Annotated in this window: 12 protein-coding genes; 7 read left to right on the top strand and 5 right to left on the bottom strand. The window is 72.3% G+C overall.

Translation table 11 applies throughout. From position 1 onward, the window contains the following. Window positions 1-10: 10 nt before the first annotated feature. The gene (locus ACFWPI_RS00485; RefSeq protein WP_380375773.1) at window positions 11-634 is read right to left on the bottom strand and encodes a TetR/AcrR family transcriptional regulator C-terminal domain-containing protein; all 624 of its coding nucleotides are present in this window, start codon (window positions 632-634) and stop codon (window positions 11-13) included. On the opposite strand from ACFWPI_RS00485, the gene ACFWPI_RS00480 reads away from it, so the two are divergent. Continuing rightward, entirely contained in the window at window positions 542-1,636 is a 1,095-nt protein-coding gene (locus ACFWPI_RS00480) for an FAD-dependent monooxygenase (RefSeq protein ID WP_380375801.1), read from the top strand. The genes ACFWPI_RS00485 and ACFWPI_RS00480 overlap by 93 nt on opposite strands. A 528-nt stretch (window positions 1,637-2,164) precedes the next feature. Here ACFWPI_RS00480 and ACFWPI_RS00475 read toward each other — a convergent pair. Continuing rightward, window positions 2,165-2,638 (bottom strand): MarR family winged helix-turn-helix transcriptional regulator, encoded by a 474-nt coding sequence (locus ACFWPI_RS00475; RefSeq protein WP_380375771.1) that lies wholly within the window; start codon window positions 2,636-2,638, stop codon window positions 2,165-2,167. Between the two features lie 42 nt (window positions 2,639-2,680). Between ACFWPI_RS00475 and ACFWPI_RS00470 the strand changes: the two genes are divergently transcribed. Next, window positions 2,681-3,583: an alpha/beta hydrolase gene (locus ACFWPI_RS00470; protein WP_380375769.1), complete on the top strand. Its 903-nt coding sequence runs from the start codon at window positions 2,681-2,683 to the stop codon at window positions 3,581-3,583. Window positions 3,584-3,595: 12 nt separating this feature from the next. Here the strand turns inward: ACFWPI_RS00470 and ACFWPI_RS00465 are convergent, their stop codons facing one another. Then, complete coding sequence (locus ACFWPI_RS00465; protein ID WP_380375767.1) at window positions 3,596-4,453, bottom strand: amidohydrolase family protein; 858 nt, start codon at window positions 4,451-4,453, stop codon at window positions 3,596-3,598. A 199-nt stretch (window positions 4,454-4,652) separates the two neighbouring features. Here ACFWPI_RS00465 and ACFWPI_RS00460 point away from each other — a divergent pair, with 199 nt between their 5' ends. Both ACFWPI_RS00460 and ACFWPI_RS00455 read left to right on the top strand, forming a co-directional pair. Beyond that, window positions 4,653-5,906, top strand: a complete 1,254-nt coding sequence (locus tag ACFWPI_RS00460) for an MFS transporter (RefSeq protein WP_380375765.1) — start codon at window positions 4,653-4,655, stop codon at window positions 5,904-5,906. Window positions 5,907-6,497: 591 nt separating this feature from the next. Beyond that, on the top strand, window positions 6,498-7,715 hold the full coding sequence (locus ACFWPI_RS00455; protein WP_380375763.1) for a hypothetical protein: 1,218 nt from the start codon (window positions 6,498-6,500) through the stop codon (window positions 7,713-7,715). A gap of 189 nt (window positions 7,716-7,904) precedes the next feature. On the opposite strand, the gene ACFWPI_RS00450 is transcribed toward ACFWPI_RS00455, so the two are convergent. Beyond that, a complete protein-coding gene (locus ACFWPI_RS00450) occupies window positions 7,905-8,390 on the bottom strand; it encodes an FBP domain-containing protein (RefSeq protein ID WP_063351910.1) in 486 nt (161 codons plus the stop codon). A gap of 71 nt (window positions 8,391-8,461) precedes the next feature. On the opposite strand from ACFWPI_RS00450, the gene ACFWPI_RS00445 reads away from it, so the two are divergent. Together ACFWPI_RS00445 and ACFWPI_RS00440 are read left to right on the top strand one after the other, a co-directional pair. Next, window positions 8,462-9,031 carry a TetR/AcrR family transcriptional regulator gene (locus tag ACFWPI_RS00445; protein ID WP_380375761.1) on the top strand — a complete coding sequence of 190 codons (570 nt, stop codon included), beginning with the start codon at window positions 8,462-8,464 and terminating at the stop codon, window positions 9,029-9,031. 189 nt (window positions 9,032-9,220) lie between these two features. Further along, window positions 9,221-9,874: a GAP family protein gene (locus tag ACFWPI_RS00440; RefSeq protein ID WP_380375760.1), complete on the top strand. Its 654-nt coding sequence runs from the start codon at window positions 9,221-9,223 to the stop codon at window positions 9,872-9,874. 78 nt (window positions 9,875-9,952) lie between these two features. Here ACFWPI_RS00440 and ACFWPI_RS00435 read toward each other — a convergent pair whose 3' ends face one another. After that, the gene (locus ACFWPI_RS00435) at window positions 9,953-10,843 is read right to left on the bottom strand and encodes a universal stress protein (RefSeq protein ID WP_380375758.1); all 891 of its coding nucleotides are present in this window, start codon (window positions 10,841-10,843) and stop codon (window positions 9,953-9,955) included. A 474-nt stretch (window positions 10,844-11,317) separates the two neighbouring features. Between ACFWPI_RS00435 and ACFWPI_RS00430 the strand changes: the two genes are divergently transcribed. Then, window positions 11,318-12,586 (top strand): MFS transporter, encoded by a 1,269-nt coding sequence (locus ACFWPI_RS00430; RefSeq protein ID WP_380375756.1) that lies wholly within the window; start codon window positions 11,318-11,320, stop codon window positions 12,584-12,586. Window positions 12,587-12,734 lie beyond the last annotated feature (148 nt).

Raw genomic sequence — 12,734 nt, 5'->3', positions numbered from 1 at the left:
GGCATGACGGTCAACGGTCAGCCGCAGGCAGCCGCGGTTCCGCCGGACGGTGAGGTCCCCCGATCGCGGCGGTACCGTCCGTGACAGCCTCCTGGCCTTCGACGATGGACGTCAGGCCGTCGAGGAGTGTCTTGAGGCCGAATTCGAAGAGCGCGTCGAGGCGCAGGTCGTAGCCGTCCTCGAAGGCTCCGACCACCTTGGTGAAGGCCGGGAAGCGGCCGGATTCCACCAGTTCCTGGAGGGCGGGCGCGCGGCTGTCCATCCACTGGTCTTCCGACTGGCCCGTGGCGGCTTCGGCGTGCGCCTCCATCTCCAGGTGCACCGCCAGGCCCTGGACATGGCTGTAGAGCAGGACGTGGATGTCGAACAGCGTCGTGGGGTCGAGTCCGTGGCCGTCGAGGGCGCTCAGCACCCACTCGCCGTGGACCATCAGATTGGGCACGAGCAGTGGGCGCGTGAGGGAACCGAGCTGGGCCAGCCACGGGTGCTGCCGGTACAGGCTCCACAGGGTCCGGGCGCCCAGTTCGATGCGGGTACGCCAATCCTCGGGGGCGTCCGCGGGGTAGGACTCCTCGCCTACTGGTTGCGCCGCCACGGCTTCGCGCCCACTGTCGTCGAACGCGCTCCAGGCCAACGCCCCGGCGGACAGGCCGTGGACATCCGCGGTGTCGCGCTGGAAGTCGTGGAGCGGATGGGCCTGCTGGACCAGGCGAGCCGCGTACGGACCCGGATGCGCGGCATGTCGATCCTCGGCCCCGACGGCCGCGAGGTCGACCGCTCCACCGAGGCGACCTTCAGCAGCGGACGGCTCGACAGCGAAGACATCGAGGTGCTGCGCGAGGACCTGGTGAGGATGGTGTACGAGCACACGCGCGCAGGCGTCGAGTACCTCTTCGGCGACAGCATCGCCGCGCTCGACGAGGACGACACCGGCGTGCGTGTCGACTTCGCGCACGGACCGTCCCGCAGCTTCGACCTCGTGGTCGGGGCTGACGGCCTGCACTCCACCGTACGGCGCCTGGCCTTCGGGCCGGAGAAGCGTTTCGCCCACCACCTGGGCAGCTGCCTCTCGGTGTTCAGCGCGGACAACTTCCTCGCCCTGGACAACTGGCAGGTGTGGCTGCGGGACGGCGACGCGGGCTTCGGCATCATGCCCGTACGCGACAACACCGAACTCAGGATCGCCTTCGGCTTCGAGTCCGCCCCCCTCACCCACGACCTCCGCGGCGGCGGCGCCCTCCGGCAGCTCGTCGTGGACAAGCTCGCGTCGATGCGATGGGAAGGGACCCGCTTGGCCGAGGCCGCCCGGAAGGCCCCCGACTTCTACTGCGACGCCATGGCCCAGATCCGCATGGACCCGTGGTCGCGGGGCCGGGTGACCCTGCTCGGAGACGCCGGCTACTGCCCTTCCCCTCTCTCGGGGCAGGGCACCAGCCTGGCCCTCGTGGGCGCCCACGTGCTGGCCGACTGCCTTGCCCGGGCCGGCGGCGACCACCGCGCCGCATATGCCCGCTACGAGCGGCGGATGCGCCCCTTGGTCACCCTCAACCAGGCCCTGGCCACTGAGAACCCCGGCGGGCCCGCCTCGGACGAATCCGTCGCGCACGCCAAGAACGCACTCTCACTGGACGGCTGAGCCCTGCCCCGAACGGACACCGAGGCCGACAGGGGACGGCTTGAAGCAGCCGCGAGTGCCGCTGTTCGCGCGGTGCGTCGAGGCCTGCCCGGCGCAGGCGTCGGCCCCCTCTACCAGGAGGGGGCCTCTACTGCTCCTGCGACTTACACTCTCGTTCTTGACGCCTGCAATGCTTGCGTTGGTGCCGTCCGTGCTCACTGGCCGGACGGAGCGTCGCGTACGACGCGGCGTGATGTTGTTCCGAGAGCGACCCCCGCTGGGGCCTCCGTCCGTGCGCAGTCGGATCGGACGGTTCGTTTCACCCGGGTTTGCTCGGGGTGGGGCCGCTCCTCCGGATGGGGCGGTGATGCTCCCGAGCTCCCTGCTTTCCGTGGGGCTCTCGCCCTACACGGCTTCCAGGGGACAGTTCCAGCCTGCGCCTTGCCGGCCGCGGAGGCAACCCCAGCAGGGCCTTCGCCGAAGGTGACGGCGGAAGGGCGCGGCGCCGCCGGGCCGCGCGTAGGCGAACAGTTGACCGGGCTTGGGCTTTCAGCCGGTGGGGGTGCCGATCTGGTCGCGTTCGAGCGCGGAGCGCAGCCGGCGGAGGGCCAGGGCGGCGGCTGCCGTCGTGGACTGGTCGAGGGTGCCTTCGACCAGTTCGCTCAGGCCCGCGGTGAAGGTCGCCTCGGCGGCGGCGAGGAGCTGGGAGCCGTCGTCGGTCAGGGCCAGGAGTGAGGACCGGCGGTCCGCCGGGTTGGCCTGGCGGACGATCCAGCCCTGCTTCTCCAGGCGGTCGACGCCCTTGCTGGTCGCGCCGGCTCCGATGGCGAACTCCGCGGCGAGGTCGGCCACCCGGGCCCCCGGGTGCTCGCGCAGGAACCGCAGGAATTCGAACTGCGACGTCACGATGCCGTGCCGCTCGCGCAGGCGGTCGTTCAGCGCGTTGTACAGGCGTGTCTCGCAGCGGACGAGATCCGCGAAGAATCCCTGGAGGTCGGCGGCGCCATCCGATGTATATTCCACGGCATATAGTGTAGAGGAAGCCATTTCATAGGAGGAACGCAGATGAGCAAGGAACAGCTCGCCAAGATCGACGCGATGCTCCGCCGGCCCCGACCGGAGGGCCAACGCTCCGTCGAGGAGCTGCGCGCCGGGTTCAGGGCGCTCATGGACACGATGATCGTGCCGGACGACGTCCGCACCGATCAGACCGCGCTCGCCGCCCGGCCCGCCCTGCACGTCACACCGGACAACGGCGCGCGCCCGGGCACGATCCTGTACTTCCACGGTGGCGGCTTCGTCTTCGGCTCTCCCGAGACCGCGCTGTCGCTGACCGCGCAGCTCGTCTCGAAGACCGGGCTCGACGCGTACTCGGTGGACTACCGGCTGGCCCCCGAGCACCCGTTCCCGGCTGGCCTGGAAGACAACCTGAGCGCCTACCGCGCCCTCCTCGACAGCGGCCTGGACCCGTCCGCCATCGCGTTCGCCGGGGACTCCGCCGGCGGCGGTTTCGCGGTCACCACCGCCCTCGCCGCCCGCGACGCGGGCCTGCCGCTGCCCGCCGCGATCGTGGTCTTCTCCCCGGGCCTGGACGCCACCCGGAGCGGGGAGAGCATGACGACCAAGGAGGGCATCGACCCGATCTTCACCCGCGAGGCCGTCACGCACACCGGGGCCATGTACCTCGCCGGCCAGGACCCCGAGCAGCCCCTCCTCAGCCCGGCCCTCTTCGCCGACCTGACCGGCTTCCCCCCGCTCCTCATCCAGGTGGGCGCCAACGAGATCCTCCTCGACGACTCCACCCGCCTCGCCACCCGCGCACGCGACGCCGGAGTCGACGTCATCCTCGACATCACCGCCGACGCCCCCCACGTCTTCCAGGCCTTCGCCGGCGGCACCCTGGACGAAGCCGACCAGGCACTCGACCGCGCCGCCCTCTTCCTCACCCAGCGCATCGCCACTCCCTGACGCCCCGCGCCCTCACCGGCCGCCTGCCTGCCGGCCTCCAGGCCCTCCTCGCCGGGGGGACCAGTTCAGCAGCCGGGCCGGGTTCACGGTGACGGCGGCGTGCAGGACCGACGGGTCGACGTGCGCGGCCGGCCAGGCGAGGCAGTCGGCGAACGTCCTGTTGTGTTCGTGGCGGGTCCAGGGCCAGTCGCTGCCCCACAGCAGGCGCTGGTGGCCCGCTTCCTCCAGCACGCGTTGCAGCATGCGGCCGGGCGCGTCGGGGGCGCAGCGGTAGGGCGCGGAGGCCTTGATCCACACGTGGTCGCGCGTGGCCAGATCCAGTACCGCGCGGTCGGTGCCCTCGGATGCGCCCGGCAGGCCGAGGTGGTCGATCACCACGGGGGACGGCCAGCTGCGGAGGGCGGGTGCGATCGCCGCCCACTGTTCGCCCGCCGCGTGCACCTCCAGGTGCTGCCCGCGCTCGGCCAGCAACGCGGCCACCTGTCGCCAGTGCGGCCCGGCCAGGTCGGGCACCCGCCGGCCGATCAGGTTGAGGCGGATGCCCGCGACGCCGTCGAGGGCGAGCGGGGCGAGCGCGTCCGGCCGACAGGGCCGGTCGTGGTCCAGCGCGATGACGGCGCGGAACCTGGCGGGGTGCCGGGCCAGGCGGTCGAGCAGGAAGTCGTTGCGCGATCCCAGGAAGCTCGGCTGGACGAGGACCGCGCCGCCGATGCCGTGCCGGTCGAGCAGTGCCAGGTACGTTGCCGGGAGGGCGTCGTATTCCGGCACGTAGCGGGGGCGGTCGGCCCTGGGCAGGCCGCGGTGGAACACGTGGGCGTGGGTGTCCACCGACTCCACCGGCTGCACCGACTCGGCCGATTCGCAGATCACCCGCGGATGGTAGGCCGGGGGCCTCTGGTCCGGGGGCCCCTGGACCTTCACCTGACTGACTGTCATATTGGCCTGCATGTTCGACGACGTACTGACGTGCTCACGTTCAGGTCGGTCGGCGCCGCGGGGGCGCTGCCGCTGCGCCGCGCCGGTCGTTGGTTCCCTCCGGCACCGCACGGACCTCAGGTAAGGAGCGAGCATGCGCCAGTGGTACCGCTCGGCAACGCCCGCGGGCCGACGGGCGTTCTGGGCCACCTTCGGCGGCTGGGCGCTGGAAGGGGCCGACGCGCAGATCTACGGCCTGGTGCTGCCGACCCTCACCGCGCTGTGGCATCTCACCAGCGGCCAGGGCGGGTTGGCCTCCTCGGTCACCCTGGTCTGCACCGCGCTCGGCGGCTGGCTGGCCGGGGCGGCCTCCGACCGGTGGGACCGGGTGGCCGTCCTGCGCTTCACCATCGCCTGGTACGCGGTGGCGACCGCGCTCGTCGGCTTCGCCAACGGCTTCGAGTCCCTGCTGGCCTTCCGCTGCCTGCAGGGCATCGGCTTCGGCGGTGAGTGGGCCGCGGGCGCGGTGCTGATCAGCGAGTACGTGACCACGCGGTACCGGGGCAGGGCCCTCGGGGCGGTGCAGAGCGGGTGGGCCGTCGGCTGGGCCCTCACCCTCGCCGCCTACTCGGTGCTGGTCACCGTCCTGCCGCAGGCCTGGGCGTGGCGGGCGATGTTCTGGCTCGGCGTGCTGCCCGCCCTGCTGGTGCTCGCCCTCCGCCGTGGGATCGCCGACCCCACGGCCGACCAGCGGCGGCGGGAGAAGGCGTCGCCGACGGAGATCTTCCGCCCCGGCCTGCTGAGGATCACCGTGTTCGGCGCCCTGCTCGGGCTCGGCAGCCACGGCGGCTACTACGCCCTCACCACTTTCCTGCCCACCTACCTCCACACCACCCGGCACCTGTCGGTGATGAGCAGCAGCGGGCACCTCGCCGTCTTCATCGCCGGCTCGTTCCTCGGCTACCTCGCATCCGGGTGGCTCTCCGACCGGATCGGCCGCCGCCGCAACGTCGTCCTCTTCGCCGTGTGCTGCCTCGTGACCCTCATTCCCTACCTGCTGCTGCCACTCGGCGATCTCGGCACCCTCATCGCGGGCGCGCCGCTCGGGTTCTTCTCGGCCGGCATCCCCGGCGGACTGGGCGCCCTGTTCGCGGAGTTGTACCCCACCCGCGTCCGGGGTGCCGGGCAGGGCTTCTGCTACAATCTGGGCCGCATCGTCAGCGCCGCGTTCCCCGCCCTCGTCGGCTACCTCTCCGGACGCTTCGGACTCGCGGCGAGCATCGCCCTCTTCGCGGGGCTCGCCTACGTCCTGGCCGCCATCGCCGCCACCTGCCTCCCCGAGACCCGAGACCGCGAACTGCCCCACGACCCGGCCCCCGCCGCCCATCCGGAGCACATCGCCGGCTGACCACACCCCTTCGGCCCGGGCGTGCTCCTCCTCCCCGTACACCAGGCAACCGTCCCGTGGCGGCCGCCGTGTCCCGCAGAGCGAGAAGCCGTCGGGCCGGTTCGCGCAGCCGGGACGGTTTCCGTGGGCTTCAGGATGGCACGATGGCGAACTCCGTGAAGCGTGGGGCAGTTCAATCCAATGTTGCGGAGAGTAGTCACCCGTTAGGTGCCTGGCGAGGGCGGGAGCGGCCAGGTCGGGATAGGAATCGTGTGGTGGCCCTACCGGGCACTACCGCCAGCCGTTCTACCTGCTGGTCTGCCTGGCCGATGGCAGCGGAGGGCGGTTCGGCCTCATCGAGGTCTGAGCCCCGCCCACCGGCAGGCCGGGCCTCCCGGCCCGGACGTGAAAACGGTGGACGCCTCTTCGGCCACGCGGGGATCCGACCCGTCCGAGGTCGCCTCCACCGGGGCCGGAGCGGTCCTTCGCGACGCCCTCCCCGACTCCGTCGCGAAGGGGCCCGCCCCGCTCGGACCAGCCCCGCCTCTCTCGACGTCGCTGCCCGACGGTGACGGCGCACGTCGCCGACAACGACCGCGAACAGGAAGACCCATGAGAAATCCACTGTCCGCCAGGGCGTCCGCTTTTGTTGCCGCGAGTGCGCTCGTCTGCTCGGTGTTCACAAGCGCCGGCGCAGCGCCGGCCGGGGCCGCCGCCGTACCCGCCGGCCGGGCCCTCGCCGCGCAGGTGGCGTTCTGGGCGGGGCAGGAGGTCCAGCCGTGTCTGGCGGAGGACCCGCTGACCTGTCCGCGGGACCTCAGCGCGTTCACCGACACCGTGTGGAACACCCTGGCCGCCGGCCACAGCCCGCTCTACCTCGACCTCGTGTACGGCTCGGACTTCGGCCCCGCGCTGCCGGGCGAGAACCAGCGCACCGACGCTCTGGCCCTGGTCGAGCAGGCGAACACCCGCGGCGTGCCGGTCAGCGCCTGGATCACCGTGCCGCTGTCGGACGGCACCTTCGACACCGAGCAGAACGCCGCCCTCGTCCAGAGCGCCGTCGAGGACTTCCACGTCTGGTCGCTCGCCCACGACCTCCAGTTCTCCCAGGCCGTACTCGACCTGGAATCCCCCACCGGCGACCAGGCCGTGGCCCAGGCCCTCACCCAGAAGGACCTGACCGGCTTCAACGCCCTGCTGAACGCCAATAGCCTCGACCCCGCCGCACAGTGCCGCGCGATCCACACCTACGCCGACACCATCGCCTGGGCGCACCAGAACGGGATGCGGATCTCGGGCTCGCCCGTGCCCTACGCGCTGGACGACCTCGACAACGGCAGCATCGCCCTGCAGGCCGCGCTCGGCATCACGGCGTTCCCGCCGACCGGCTACGACCAGTACTTCCTTCAGGCCTACCGCGCCTTCGGGATCGACCTGGGATCCGGCTACGTGGCGTCCTACTTCACCGACATCCAGCGCTACTTCGGCACCGCGGGACAGGTCACCATCGGCAATGCCGGGATCCCGCCGTACGACAACCTCACCACCGTCGTCAACGACATCAGAATGCTCACCGGCCTCGGTGCCACCACCATCCCGGTGTTCGACCTCGAAGGCACCGTCAAGGCCTTCGGCGCCGACGGCGTGAGCGCCCTCGTCCAGGCCGGCCACAACCCCATGACCGGCAGCGAACTCACCGCCGCCACCCAGATGTCCGTGACCGGCGCCGCCGCACGCGCCCTCTTCCACACCCTTGACACGGCCGCCACCACCGCAACCCCCCTCACCACCGGACACCAGCCCAACCCCTACCCCGGTGCCTGCATGTAGTACCGGCACCGGCCCGTGGGCAGTGGGGCGCTGACGGCTCGCAACGGCTGCCGGAAGTCCTGATCCCGGAGCGTGGGTGAGGTGCGGCTCAGACGGACACCGGGCCCGCCGCAGCGGGCCCGGTGTCCGGTGATGCGAGGAGCCGGCACGGGGCGAGGACGACGTCCCGGGGTGAGGCCCCGCCGCGGCTCACGCGGTGACCTTGGCGACGAAGGCAGCGAGGTTGGCCGCGGTGCGGCGGATCTTCTCCTCGACGGTGAGCGACTCGTGCAGCCGGGTGCCGGTCTCCCGTTTGCCGCGCACGTAGAGCGAGCAGGCGAGGTCGCTGCACATGTAGGCGCCGACGGAGTTGCCCTGCTTGCCGGCCTTCCCGGCCAGGGGCGCGACCAGCAGCGAGACGCCCCCGGTGTGGGTGGTCACGCACAGCGAACAGATGCTGCGCCGGGCCTGCCAGGAGGCGGCACCGGAGGAGCGCAGCGCGACCGCCACCACGCGGCCGTCCGACTCGGCGGCGAGATAGGCGCGATCGGGCGCCTGCGGATCGCGCCACCCGAGGAAGTCCAGGTCGTCCCAGGGCTGTTCGGCCAGGTCGCGGGGGATGTGCAGTCGCTTCGCCTCGCCCTTGGTGCAGTTCACGAAGGCGGCACGGATCTCTTGCTCGGTCAACGGCTTCATAGGAGTCAACGTAAATTACCTAGGACTATTAGGCAAATGTATAATGGCCTCAGTCGATCGGAGGGAAGGCCATGGCGCGCGTAGGACTGAACGCGGAACGACTCGCCCGGGCGGGAGCGGAACTGGCCGACGAGGTCGGCTTCGACAAGGTCACGGTCTCGGCGCTGGCACGACACTTCGGCGTCAAGGACGCGAGCCTGTACTCGCACGTCAAGAACTCCCAGGACCTCAAGACCAGGATCGCCCTGCTCGCACTCGAGGAACTCGCCGACCGGGTCGCCGCCGCCCTGGCCGGACGCGCCGGCAAAGACGCCCTGGCCGCCTTCGCCAACGCCTACCGCGACTACGCCCGCGAACACCCCGGTCGCTACGCCGCCGCGCAGCTCGAACTCGACCCCGAGACCGCGCGCGCCAGCGCCGGCGTCCGGCACTCCCAGATGACGCGCGCGATCCTGCGCGGCTACGACCTCGCGGAACCCGACGAGACCGACGCCGTCCGGCTGCTCGGCAGCACCTTCCACGGCTACGTGGCCCTGGAACGGGCCGGGAGCTTCCAGCACACCCCGCGCGGCACCGAGGACACCTGGGCGCGCATCCTCGACGCCCTCGACGCACTGCTGCGCAACTGGCCGGCGGCCTGACCGCCCGCTCCGCGCGGCTCCGCGCGGCTCCGCGCGGCTCCGTGCGGATCCGTCGGCCGGGGCCGGCCCCGGGGTGCGGCCAGGTGACCGTTCCCGCCCGGGACTGCGGGCGGCGGAGCCCGTCCGGCGGGAGAATTGAGGTCGACCAGGCCGCCCGGGCCCTGTGCAGCGGCGGGAGGAAGGTGGTCCGTGAACGTCGTGCTGAGCGAGGTGGCGCCGCTGGCCCTGGCCATCGCGTTGTCGCCGTTGCCGATCGTGCCGGCGCTCCTCCTGCTGTTCACTCCCCGGCCCAGGGCCACGGCCGGAGCCTTCCTGGCCGGGTGGGCGGCCGGAATCCTCGTGGCGGCGTCCGCGTTCACGGCACTCGCGGCCGTCATCGAGACCCGCGAGGAGACCCCCACCTGGGCGTCCTGGACCAAAGTCGTCCTCGGCGCGGTCCTCGTCCTGCTCGCCGGGCGGCAGTGGCTCTCCGGCGGCAAGAAAGGGACCCCGGCCTGGATGCGGAGCCTCACGGATGCCACGCCGGCCAAGGCCCTGCGGCTGGGTCTCCTGCTGTCGGGGGCCAACCCGAAGACCATCCTGCTGTCCGCGGCGGCAGGGCTGACCATCGGCTCCGCCGAACTGGGTCCGCCCCGTACGGTCATCGCCGTGGCGGTGTTCACCGCGCTCGCCGTCTCCACCGTCGTGCTTCCCGTGCTGCTCCACATCGCGCGGGGGGAGCGTGTCCTCACTCCGCTGGGCAGGGCCAGGACCTGGTTGGAGACCCATAACAGCACCGTCACCGCTGTGGTCCTCGCCGTGATCGGGGTGCTCCTCGTCATCGACGGTGCCAGCGGGCTGTGACCGGCGTGAAGGCCGCCTCCACGGCGGTCCCGCTCACCTGGACGGATCGGGGGCCGTGAGGGGGACCCCCGCGGCCGGTCAGGTGTCCGGGACGACGGCGACCGGGCAGCGGACGTGGTGGATCGCGGCGTGTGCCACCGGGCCGAGGTGCGCGCCGAGAGGCATCCGCCGGACGTGGCGGCCGAGGACGACCAGCCGTGCCGTCTCCGACGCTTCCACCAGGACGATGGCGGCGTTGCCCCGGACGAGTTCGGACGTCACGGTCACTTGGGGGTAGCGGGCCAGCCAGAGGGCCAGGACGTCGGCGAACTGCTTCCGCTCGGAGGCGGACAGCTCCTTCTCCAGCCCTCCGATGGCGTCGAACGCCATGTACTCGCTGCCGGCCGGTGGCGCCCAGACGTGGACGATCCGCAGGGGGGCCGAGCGGTGGGCGGCCGCCTCGAAGGCGAACGCCAGGACGTCGTCCGGCGGATGTACGAGGTCGACGCCCACCAGGACGGGGTCGGTGGCGGCGCCCTGCTCGCCCTCACCGGCCCGGACCAGCACCACCGGGCAGGTGGCCCGGCGCAGCACCTCCTGGCTCACCGAGCCGACCAGGAAGCCGCGCACGGGCCCCAGCCCCCGGGAGCCGAGCACGAGTACGGCGGAGGTCCGGCCGGCGGTCTCCAGTGCCTTGGCCGGGTCGTCGGGGACCTGGCGGGAGGAGACCTGGAGGCCGGCGTGCGTGGCGCGCAGCTCCGCCTCGCGGGCGGCCAGGGCGTCCCGGCTGCGGTTGTACACCTCGTTGGTGCCGACCGAGTCCCGCTTGGGCCAGGGCCAGGCCTGGAGGAGTTCGAGGGCGAGCCCGCGGCGCAGCGCCTCCCGGGCGGCCCACGCGGTGGCGGCGAGGCTCTCCGGCGAACCGTCGAAGCCCGCGACGACGGGACCGTCCACGGCGACGGGACCGTTCACGGTGACGGGACCGTTCACGGTGACCTCCCAGCGGTCGGGTCCGGGCCGGTCAGGCCCGCAGTGGGTCGAGGGCGGCGGCGACCGTTTCGACCGCCTGCCGGAAGGGGCGGTCGAGCCGGACGCCGCGACCGTGGTCCATGCTGCGTCCCGCAGGCCGTACGTGGCCCGGGCGCCCCAGCCAGTATCGGCGGGAGCCGCGGCCGGTGCCTCCCGGCGCAGGGTCGCGCCTCGGGCGGTCCGGGCCCGGCTCGCCTCCCTGTCCTCCGTCGTCCACCGGCGGGTCTCCCGCCCGGCACCCCCCGCCCGGCCGTCGGGCGGTAGGGCGTACCGGCGCCAACTCGCCAGTCTGGCTGGAAAGATGGTTCCGGGTCGGCCGAACTTGCGATCTTTCGGACAAGCAGGCGATCAAGGTCTTGATCTGCTGCGGGGTCGCCCTTAGATTGCAGTGCAATGTCACACTGAACCGACCGACACGGCGTGCCTGGGGGACCGGTGCCGGACACTGCACAGCAAGTACCGCACCAGACCACCGACAAGCTGCCCCGGGTGTTCTACCGGCTGGCACTGGGCGACGCCCTGTCCACGTACGGGAGCCAGCTCGACCTGGTGGCGCTCAGCCTGTTCGCCTACGAGGCGGCCGGGAACGCGCTCGGCACGGCCGGGTACCTGATCATCCGACTGGCCGGCGGCCTCGTCGGCGGGCTGGTCTCCGGGCGCCTGGTGGCCCGGACCGACCGGCGGCGGCTGATGACGGGCTGCGCGCTGGCCCAGGCGCTGGCCCTGGTCGTGGTGGCCTTCGCGCCGGTCCCGGCACGTATCCCGGTGCTCTACTCGCTCGCGCTGGTCTTCGGCGGCGCGGCCGCGGTGTGCGCCGTCGCGCTGCGGACCAGCATCCCGGAGATGGTCGGCTCCGAGCGCAGGGCTCGTGCCAACAGCCTGATGGCCAGCTGCCGTTCGGCCGCCATGGTGCTCGGCTTCGCCTCCGCCGGCGTGGTGGTGGCCTGGGCCGGGTTCCGCGCGGCGCTGCTCATCGACGCGTCCAGCTTCCTGGTGTTCGCGGTGGTGGTGTTCCGGCTGCCGCTGCGCACCCGGGCCGAGCCCGCCGAGCAGCCTGCCACGGATTCGGCTGATCCCGCTGACGCCGCAGGGACGAAGCGGCGCGGGAGCCGGTGGCAGGCGCTGATCGTCCTGCGGGCCGCCCCGGTGGTCGGCGCGATGGCGGCGATCCGGCTGCTGGACGCCTTCGGCTCGGCCGCGCACAACATCAGCCTGCCGGTCTTCGCCAACCAGCACTCTCCCGGCAACCCGGCCGCGCTGCTGGGCATGTTCTGGGCCACCTGGGCGGTCGGCAACCTCGGCGCCCAGCAACTGGTCTCCCGGCTCCTGCTGCGCCGGGGCATCGAACCGGGCGAGCGCGCCTTCGCCCTGGGCACCTGTCTGATGTCCGGCTGTTTCATCCTGGTCTTCACCGGGCTGCCGACCCCGCTGTTCCTGCTGGCGGCGATCGGTGCCGGGCTCGGCGACGGCTTCACCGAGATCTCGTACACCACCCGGATCCAGGCCCTCGCCGACGAACGGCGCGGCCAGGCCTTCGGGTTGCTGGCCTCCGCCGAGAACGTCGGCATGGGCACCGGGATGCTGCTGAGCGGATCGCTGCTGGCGCTGCTCAGCCCGCTGACCGTGGTCGGCGTCTCGCACGCCGTCCCGATCGTGCTGGCGCTCGGCTTCCTGGTCGTGGTCGCCCGGTCCCGCAAACGCTGAACCCTCCACCCCGCCGCAGTCACCCCAACGCACCCCCTCACAAGCACCCCATCACAAGCACCGCGCCACCGGATCCGCCGGCGCCACCGCGCCGCAGGCACCAGCCCGATCCGCTCACCCTCCGTGCCCCGGGGCGGTCCGTACCCGC

Source organism: Kitasatospora sp. NPDC058492 (genome assembly GCF_042720685.1).
Classification (GTDB): Bacteria; Actinomycetota; Actinomycetes; order Streptomycetales; family Streptomycetaceae; genus Kitasatospora.
The sequence above is the reverse complement of the archived record's forward strand: the minus strand, read 5'-3'. Positions and strand labels throughout refer to the sequence as shown.